The following is a 7,923-nucleotide window of genomic DNA, read 5'->3' on the forward strand; positions in this document are numbered from 1 at the left end:
ATTTATCAATTAACGCCCTTGAAAAAGAAGTATTATCATGGTCTATATATGAAAATTTAATATGTTGTATTTCAAATGTTGCCGCATTTGAAAGAATAATTAATTGTATTAAAGGCAATACAAAAATTAGGGGAAGCATTGCTTTATTTCTAAAGATTTGCTTAAACTCTTTTTGAATGATATATCCTATTGTTTTCATTATTCCAATCTAATTTTATACTTTTTAATACTCAAAACAATAAAAAACACGGTCATTGCAACTAAAATTAATGTTTCTTTCCATAAAATTGTTATTCCCACACCTTTCAGCATAATTCCTTTTAAAATAATAATAAACCACTTTGCAGGTATCACATGACTAATTATTTGCAGTGGAACAGGCATACTGCTAATAGGGAAAATAAATCCAGATAATAAAATTACAGGAAGCATTAAGCCCATTAGAGAAATCATCATTGCGGTTTGCTGTGTTTTAGAAATAGTAGAAATTAAAATTCCTAAGGAAAGTGCATTTATAATAAATAATACACTCTGAATACCTAATAAAAATAAACTTCCTTGAACAGGTATTCCAAATATAAAAATGCTGAGTAACACAATTACAATAGCATTTATTACTGATAAAAAGATATAAGGCACAACTTTACCAATAATAACTTGGAAAGGTTTTATGGGGGATACCAATAAAATTTCCATAGTCCCTAATTCTTTTTCACGCGTGATAGAAATAGAAGTCATCATTGCTGAAACTAGCATTAAAATAATGGTCATTACTCCAGGGACAAACATGAAAACACTTTTAAGTTCAGCATTATAGACCATTCTAGATTCAGGAGTAATTTGGTAAACAGGTTTTATATTTTTATTTGTTTCTTGTTGGTATTTTTGTAAAATTGAACTTACATAATTATTAACCGTATTGGCGGTGTTAGGATCTGTTGCATCGGTAATTATTTGTACAGTAGCTTTATTTTCTTTAGTTAATTTTTCACTAAAATCTTTTTCAAAAACCAACACAGCTTTAATATTTCCTTTTTTAAATACGGATTCAATTTCAGCTTCATTTGTAATAAATTGTTGATTACTAAAATATGTTGAAGCTGTTATTTTATTGATAATCTCTTGAGTTGTTGCATCTTTTGATTTATCAAAAACAGCAATGTTAACATTGTTAATTTCGTTGGTAATAGCAAACCCAAAAAGCATTACTTGAGCAATGGGCATTCCAAAGAGGATAAACAAAGAACGTGTATCTCTAAAAATATGGTAAAATTCTTTTTTTATAAAGCCTATAAATCGTTTCATCCTCTTGCCAATTTTAAGAAAACATCATTCATGTTTTCAACGTTAAATTGTTGTTTTAGGTTTTTTGGTGTATCCAAAGCTTCAATTTTTCCATCTACCATAATTGAAACTCTGTCACAATATTCAGCTTCATCCATATAATGGGTAGTTACAAAAACAGTTGTTCCGTGATTGGCTGTTTTGTATATCATTTCCCAAAATTGTCGTCGGGTTATTGGATCTACACCTCCAGTTGGCTCATCTAAAAAAACTACTTTTGGTTCATGCAATAACGCCACAGAAAAGGATAGTTTTTGTTTCCATCCTAGTGGTAATGAACCAACGAGTTCATTCACAATTTTTTGTAAATTTAATTCTTCGACAAGTTGTTTTCTTTTTTCATTGATTTGTTTTTTTGATAAACCGTAAATACCTCCAAAAAAAGTGATATTTTCTTTTACAGTTAAATCATCATACAATGCAAATTTTTGACTCATATAACCAATGTTTTTTTTAATATCTTCAGGATTGGTATACACATCAAAATCAGCTACTTGAGCTTCCCCTGAAGTAGGTTTTGAAATGCCAATAAGCATTTTCATTGCTGTTGTTTTTCCTGCGCCATTTGCTCCTAAAAAACCAAAAATTTCTCCTTGTTTTACTTTAAAAGTAATATTGTTAACAGCTGTAAAATCACCAAATTTTTTGGTGAGATTTTTTACTTGTATAACATTTTTTTCTTTCATTTTTATTTCTATAACAGTCAGTTCGAGTTGAGGCTTTTGCCGAAGTATCGAGAACTTCTCGATATAATTTTCTATCGAAAATCACTCGAAGTGACATATTTTTAATCAATCTTGTCATTTCTGCCTTTCGTCTTCTCACAAGATAAACTTTGGCAGTAATCAATTTTTTATAACGTATGGATTCCTGCCTACGCAGGAATGACAAATCTTATTCTTTTATCTTGCCAATTCCATAAAGGTATCTTCAATAGTTGTTTTAGTAGGTTGAATAACAATGTTTTTCAGCCCTTTACTTTCCAAATAGTTTAATAAATCTTCCGACTTAAAGTCAGTTCTTTTATCTGTATAATGCACAAATTCACCAAATGGATATACACTGTGATTGTGTTGGTACTCATTTAAACTTAATATAAGTTCGTACATATTGCTTGCCGCTACATCGTAAATAGGTTTTGGATAGTGTTTTACAATTTCTTCAGGAGTATCAATTTGTAAAATTTTCCCATCTTGAATCAGTGCAATTCTATCACATAATGCAGCTTCATCCATGTATGGTGTTGAGACTAAAATGGTAATACCTTTTTGTTGTAAACGTTTTAGCATTTCCCAAAATTCTTTTCTAGAAACAGGATCAACACCCGTTGTTGGTTCATCTAGAAACAATACTTTTGGTTTGTGAATTAGTGCACAACTCAATGCTAATTTCTGCTTCATTCCTCCAGATAAATCGCCCGCTCTTCTATTTTTAAAAGGTTCAATTTGAACGTATATATCCTTAATTAAATCGTAGTTTTCTTCAATGGTAGTCCCAAAAATAGTTGCAAAAAATGTAAGATTTTCTTCAACGGTTAAGTCTTGATATAACGAAAATTTACCAGGCATATAGCCTACGCTATTTCTAATGTCCTTATAGTTTGTTATTACATCGTAATTAGCAACTACAGCAGATCCTTCATCAGCAATTAAAAGAGTGGTTAAAACTCTAAAAAGTGTAGTTTTACCGGCACCATCAGGGCCTATAAGCCCAAATAACTCACCTTCATTAACGTTAAAAGAAATATCTTTTAGAGCGGCTACATCTTTAAACGATTTACTTATATGTTGTATAGAGATACTCAATTTATATATTTTTAACTTTTTTCTGTTTATTCAAAATAGGTTGAATAGGCAGCTAAATGTTTATTTAATGTTTCAAAACTCTTTTTGCAAGTTGCTAAATCTGAAGAACCTAAACCGTTAAACAACTCTTTTAAAGGAACTAAGAAGTTGTGTAATTGGTTGTGTGATTCACCTTTCATTGTACATTCAGTTATAATGGTTCCAAATTCTTTTTCTAAATCACTTTTTAAAGTGGCATAAGCCTCTAGAGATTCTCCACCAGAAAAGGTATTTAATAGTTTTTGCATATTTAAAACTCCCTTAGTAGTTTCGTAATTAGCTAGCCATAATTTCCCTTCATTTAATTGAATTTCACCACCATTTTCATGGTTGTCAACTGTTTCCACAGTTTCTTTCTTCTCAGAATTATGCTTCTCTTGTTTCTTTTTAGTTGTTTCGCCGCAAGAAATAGTTATAGTTGCTATTATTGCGGTTGTTAAAAGTAATTTGAATGAATTTTTCATGTTGAATTGTTTTTTGATTTTTTTAATTAATTGTTATTGAATATTGTTTATCCACATTTCCGCAGGCATACCAATTTTAAGACTTCCATCGTTTACCACATCTACTTTTACAGCATATACTAAGGCAACACGTTCTTCTTTTGTTTGAATTATTTTAGGTGTAAATTCAGCTTCAGAAGCTATCCATGTAATAATTCCATCAAAATTTTTCATGGCTTCACCAGCATCAATTTTTACAGTTACCTTTTGTCCAATTTTAATAGAGGATAATTGTGTTTCACTAATATACACACGAAGTTCCATTGTATTTAAATCGGCGATTTTATATAAAGGCTTACCAAATGAAGTAATTTCATAAGGTTCAGCATATTTTACTAAAACAGTCCCTTTTACAGGGTTTGTAATAATACTTTTTTGTAGTTGATCTTCTAATTGTTTAATTTGCGCATTGATACTTTTAATTTCATTTAAAATAGGTGCATTTTGAGTTTTAACACTTTGTATTTGCTGGTTGATAACATCAATTTGTCCATTAATATCATCTAATTGTTTCTGTGTCCCAGCATTGCTTTTTAATAAATTTTCAATCCTATTTTTAGATATTTTAGCTGTTTTAAGTTGAGCTTCTAAGACATTTATCTGTGATAAAACATTTCTAGATTTTGAGTTTATCCCTCGTTTTGATGCTATTAACTGCTCTTTTTTTAGCGCTAGTTGTATGGTATCAATTAAACCTACAACAGTTCCTTTTTGTATTGTTTGACCTTCATCAATGGTAAATTGTAATAATTTCCCATTGCCTTCGGCAGAAATGGTAGTTTCGGTAGCTTCAAAATTTCCATAACCATCTGCTTTATTGTTATTGTTATTGCATGAAATAATTGTGCTTGCAATAACCAACGACCCTAATATAGTTTTAATAATTTTCATATGTATGAATTTAGTTTCCTTTAGTTGTTTTATAATTTGCTTTTGCTAATAGTAATTCAATTTTATGTGTGCTTAAATTATTTTCAGCTTCGTATAGATTTGTAAGTTCAGTAATATATGCTGAAGATGTGATAACTCCATTTTTTAATTGAGAAGCAGCAGATTTTAAGATTTTTTCTCTGAGTTCAATGATGGTTTTATCAGACTCAATAAATGAGGTAATTTTAGCTATTTCAGTTTGTTGTTGATCTAATTCAATATTGGTATTTAGCGTAAATATTTCTTGCTGATTGTCTATAATTTCTTTATTTATTTTTAGTGATTTTTGCTCTTTTTTTCGAGCATTCCAATCAAAAATATTCCAATTAAGTTTTAAGCCTACCATATAGTATGCTTGAAAAGAATTGTCTAACATATTCAATCCAGGGTTTCCATAACCTCCTGTAGCAAACCCCATTAGTTTTGGAGTATTTTTCTTTGCTATAAGTTGTTCAGAAGCATTAATTTGCTCTTTTTGTAATTGAAACAAATCTAATTCGGGTCTTTTAATTTCAGTACCAACACTTGATAAAACTGTTGGGCTTTCAAGAGATACATTCAGAGAAATATCTTCACCAATTACAGAAGATAGTGTTTTTATTAAGCTAATTTTACTTTGGTCAATTTCTGTATATTGTTGATCAATTTTTAGTAGCTCGGCTTCTAAAACTTTATCTGATGTTGGTAGTAAAACACCAAATTCTATACCTGATTTAACTTCTTTTAATTTCGTTTCGAGCTGTGTTTTTTTAGCGTCGAGTAATGCCCTTTTTTCTTGTAATAAAATAATAGAAAAATAGAGTTGATTTACTTCTTTTTTAAGTTGGTACAAGTTAACCTCAATGGTTTTTTGTTGTGTTTTTAATGTAACTTCTTTTACTTTTGTTGAAGCATTAATGAGTCCACCATCATACACCAATTGATTTACAGAAACAGTAGCTTTGTATTGGTCTTTGTTTGGAGGTGTAATGGTAACACCAGGAATACTTAGAGGTAATTCTATAACATCAGATTGGTAAGTTGCTTGCGCATCAAAATCTAATTTAGGTAACTTCCCGGTTTTAATAATTTCTTTGTCTAATGTGTTTTGTCTTACCAACATTTCGTTTTGCTTGGCAAGTGGGTAATTTTTGTTTACCAAAGAATAACACGTTTCTAAATTTAATTTTTCTTGTCCAAAAGAACTAAATGTTATCAATAGTAGTATAATTGTGCCTATTTTTTTCATTTATGTAAGTTTTATAGCATTAGTTATAAAGTCAGCTACTTCCGTTTTTCTGTCTTCCATTAATTTTTTATAAGTAGTGTTGTCTACATTTATAAAGCCCTTTAATAAAGGTGCTCCAATAAATGGAAATATATTAAGAGCCATAATATTAATAAATAATTGTTCGGCTTTTATGGGTCTAATTTTACCTTCGTTTACTTTTTCGTTTACTTGTATTTTAAATTTTTCAATACTTGGAAAATGCTCTTCACCCATTAAGTTTTTCACAAATTCTGGATTTCTATTTAGTTCTTGAATAATAAAATTTGGTAAATACGGATGTTTAATTACAAATGAAATATAATTACTACTGAAGTTTTTAATTTTTTCACAGATAGAAGAATCTGAATTCATCACTTCATTTAGTTGAGGTGCTAATAAAGAAAAAGCCTTTTTAAAAACAGCTTCAAAAAGTAATTGTTTACTTCTATAATAATAATGAAGCAACGCTTTGTTAATGCCTGCTTCATCTGCAATTTCTTGCATACGAGCGCCAACCATTCCTTTGTGTTGGAAAATTCGCTTTGCGGCATCTAAAATGGTAGATTCTGTAGTTGTATTTTTTGTTTTATTCATTAAAATTAACTAAATAGTTTAACCAAATGGTTAACAAATGTAATAACTTTTTTTAAACTGACAAAATAAATGCTATTTTTACAGCCAATTCAAAATGAAATAGAATGAAAAAAATAATTAAATATAGCCTGTCTATAGTAGTTTTAGTGCTAATTTATGTGGTTTATATAAATTACCCTCGTTTAAATATAATTTCAGGATATTCAGCAAAAAACATGAGTTCTTCTGTATTTTTAGCTAAAAGAAGTTTGGAAATCACAGATGCGCAGGACAATAATTTTTCACCAATAGATATTGCTAAAGATGAAGTTGATTATGAAGATAAATCTGCATCAGCTTCAGTGTATGGTTTTATGAAAAGAAAAGCTATTTACAAAGAAGGATTAGGAAGTATTTTAGTTGATACAGATTTTGATGAGACACAGCAATTTTTAATTCCAAATCGCATAAAAAACAGTAGTAATTTACCATATCCTTATGGGAATAGTGAGCCAATAGATACCATTTTTAATACTATAAATTATAAAGAGTTAGATGTAGCTGTTTCCAATGCGTTTGATGTGAGTGAAGAGTATGTAAAAAAAACAAGAGCTGTTGTGGTTTTGTATAAAGGGCAACTAATTGCTGAAAAATATGTGGAAGGGTTTGATAAAAATTCAAAAATTTTGGGCTGGTCTATGACTAAAAGTATTACAAGTGCAGTTTTAGGAATATTGGAAAAGCAAGGAAAAATTAATGTCCAACAAATAAATTTGTTTCCAGAATGGGAAAATGATGGACGTTCAAAAATTACCTTAAATGACTTGCTTCATATGAATAGTGGCTTAGAATGGGATGAAAATTACAACACGATGTCTGACGTTACTAAAATGTTATTTTTAGATAAAGATATGACTTCATCACAATTAAAAAAACCATTAATTGCAGCACCAAATAACAGTTGGAATTATTCCTCAGGAACTACCAATTTATTATCGGGATTTATTAGAAATCAATTTAAAACGCATCAAGAATATTTAGATTTTTGGTATCGTGAGTTAATTGATAAAATAGGAATGAGTTCTATGGTAATTGAAACCGATTTAAATGGTAATTACGTAGGTTCATCTTATGGTTGGGCAACGCCAAGAGATTGGGCAAAGTTTGGTTTGTTGTATTTGCATAAAGGAAATTGGAATGGAGAACAAATTTTAAATGAAGCATGGGTTGATTATTCTGCAACCCCAACAAATGGTTCAAACGGCCAATATGGAGCTCACTTTTGGTTAAATGCTGGAGGCGTATATCCAAATGTTCCAAAAGATTTATTTTCGTGTAACGGATATCAAGGGCAACGGGTTTTTATAATACCTTCAAAAGAGTTGGTAATTGTTAGAATGGGTTTAACTGAAAATTCTGATTTTAATTTTGATGTATTTTTAAGTGCGGTTTTATTATCAATAAAGTGAAAGTTGTTAGA

8 protein-coding genes and 1 pseudogene are annotated in these 7,923 nt (G+C 29.7%); 1 reads left to right on the top strand and 8 read right to left on the bottom strand.

What is annotated here, in order from left to right:
- The 8 genes and pseudogenes from QM495_RS00265 to QM495_RS00300 all read right to left on the bottom strand — a co-directional run.
- Positions 1 to 199 (bottom strand): annotated as a pseudogene (locus QM495_RS00265) (ABC transporter permease); the annotation flags it as partial.
- A complete protein-coding gene (locus QM495_RS00270) occupies positions 199 to 1,305 on the bottom strand; it encodes an ABC transporter permease (RefSeq protein WP_408670100.1) in 1,107 nt (368 codons plus the stop codon). The gene QM495_RS00270 and the pseudogene QM495_RS00265, both read right to left, overlap by 1 nt.
- Positions 1,302 to 2,030, bottom strand: a complete 729-nt coding sequence (locus tag QM495_RS00275) for an ABC transporter ATP-binding protein (protein WP_408670101.1) — start codon at positions 2,028 to 2,030, stop codon at positions 1,302 to 1,304. Before QM495_RS00275 ends, QM495_RS00270 begins: the two co-directional genes overlap by 4 nt.
- Positions 2,031 to 2,246: 216 nt before the next feature.
- Positions 2,247 to 3,149, bottom strand: a complete 903-nt coding sequence (locus tag QM495_RS00280; protein WP_408670102.1) for an ABC transporter ATP-binding protein — start codon at positions 3,147 to 3,149, stop codon at positions 2,247 to 2,249.
- A 26-nt stretch (positions 3,150 to 3,175) separates the two neighbouring features.
- The gene (locus QM495_RS00285) at positions 3,176 to 3,652 is read right to left on the bottom strand and encodes a hypothetical protein (RefSeq protein WP_408670103.1); all 477 of its coding nucleotides are present in this window, start codon (positions 3,650 to 3,652) and stop codon (positions 3,176 to 3,178) included.
- A gap of 33 nt (positions 3,653 to 3,685) precedes the next feature.
- On the bottom strand, positions 3,686 to 4,582 hold the full coding sequence (locus tag QM495_RS00290) for an HlyD family secretion protein (RefSeq protein ID WP_408670104.1): 897 nt from the start codon (positions 4,580 to 4,582) through the stop codon (positions 3,686 to 3,688).
- A gap of 10 nt (positions 4,583 to 4,592) precedes the next feature.
- Positions 4,593 to 5,849 carry a TolC family protein gene (locus tag QM495_RS00295; protein WP_408670105.1) on the bottom strand — a complete coding sequence of 419 codons (1,257 nt, stop codon included), beginning with the start codon at positions 5,847 to 5,849 and terminating at the stop codon, positions 4,593 to 4,595.
- Positions 5,850 to 6,464, bottom strand: a complete 615-nt coding sequence (locus QM495_RS00300; protein ID WP_408670106.1) for a TetR/AcrR family transcriptional regulator — start codon at positions 6,462 to 6,464, stop codon at positions 5,850 to 5,852. It lies immediately after the preceding gene.
- A gap of 104 nt (positions 6,465 to 6,568) precedes the next feature.
- Here QM495_RS00300 and QM495_RS00305 point away from each other — a divergent pair, with 104 nt between their 5' ends.
- Entirely contained in the window at positions 6,569 to 7,912 is a 1,344-nt protein-coding gene (locus QM495_RS00305; protein WP_408670107.1) for a serine hydrolase domain-containing protein, read from the top strand.
- Positions 7,913 to 7,923 lie beyond the last annotated feature (11 nt).

Origin of the sequence: Lutibacter sp. (assembly GCF_046055765.1) — a bacterium.
GTDB lineage: Bacteria > Bacteroidota > Bacteroidia > Flavobacteriales > Flavobacteriaceae > Lutibacter.

What these genes read in the sequence shown, in the direction of transcription:
- QM495_RS00270 (WP_408670100.1), bottom strand. Translation starts at nt 1,305, where the DNA reads ATGAAACGATTTATAGGCTTTATAAAAAAAGAATTTTACCATATTTTT.
- QM495_RS00275 (WP_408670101.1), bottom strand. Translation starts at nt 2,030, where the DNA reads ATGAAAGAAAAAAATGTTATACAAGTAAAAAATCTCACCAAAAAATTT.
- QM495_RS00295 (WP_408670105.1), bottom strand. Translation starts at nt 5,849, where the DNA reads ATGAAAAAAATAGGCACAATTATACTACTATTGATAACATTTAGTTCT.
- QM495_RS00290 (WP_408670104.1), bottom strand. Translation starts at nt 4,582, where the DNA reads ATGAAAATTATTAAAACTATATTAGGGTCGTTGGTTATTGCAAGCACA.
- QM495_RS00305 (WP_408670107.1), top strand. Translation starts at nt 6,569, where the DNA reads ATGAAAAAAATAATTAAATATAGCCTGTCTATAGTAGTTTTAGTGCTA.
- QM495_RS00285 (WP_408670103.1), bottom strand. Translation starts at nt 3,652, where the DNA reads ATGAAAAATTCATTCAAATTACTTTTAACAACCGCAATAATAGCAACT.
- QM495_RS00300 (WP_408670106.1), bottom strand. Translation starts at nt 6,464, where the DNA reads ATGAATAAAACAAAAAATACAACTACAGAATCTACCATTTTAGATGCC.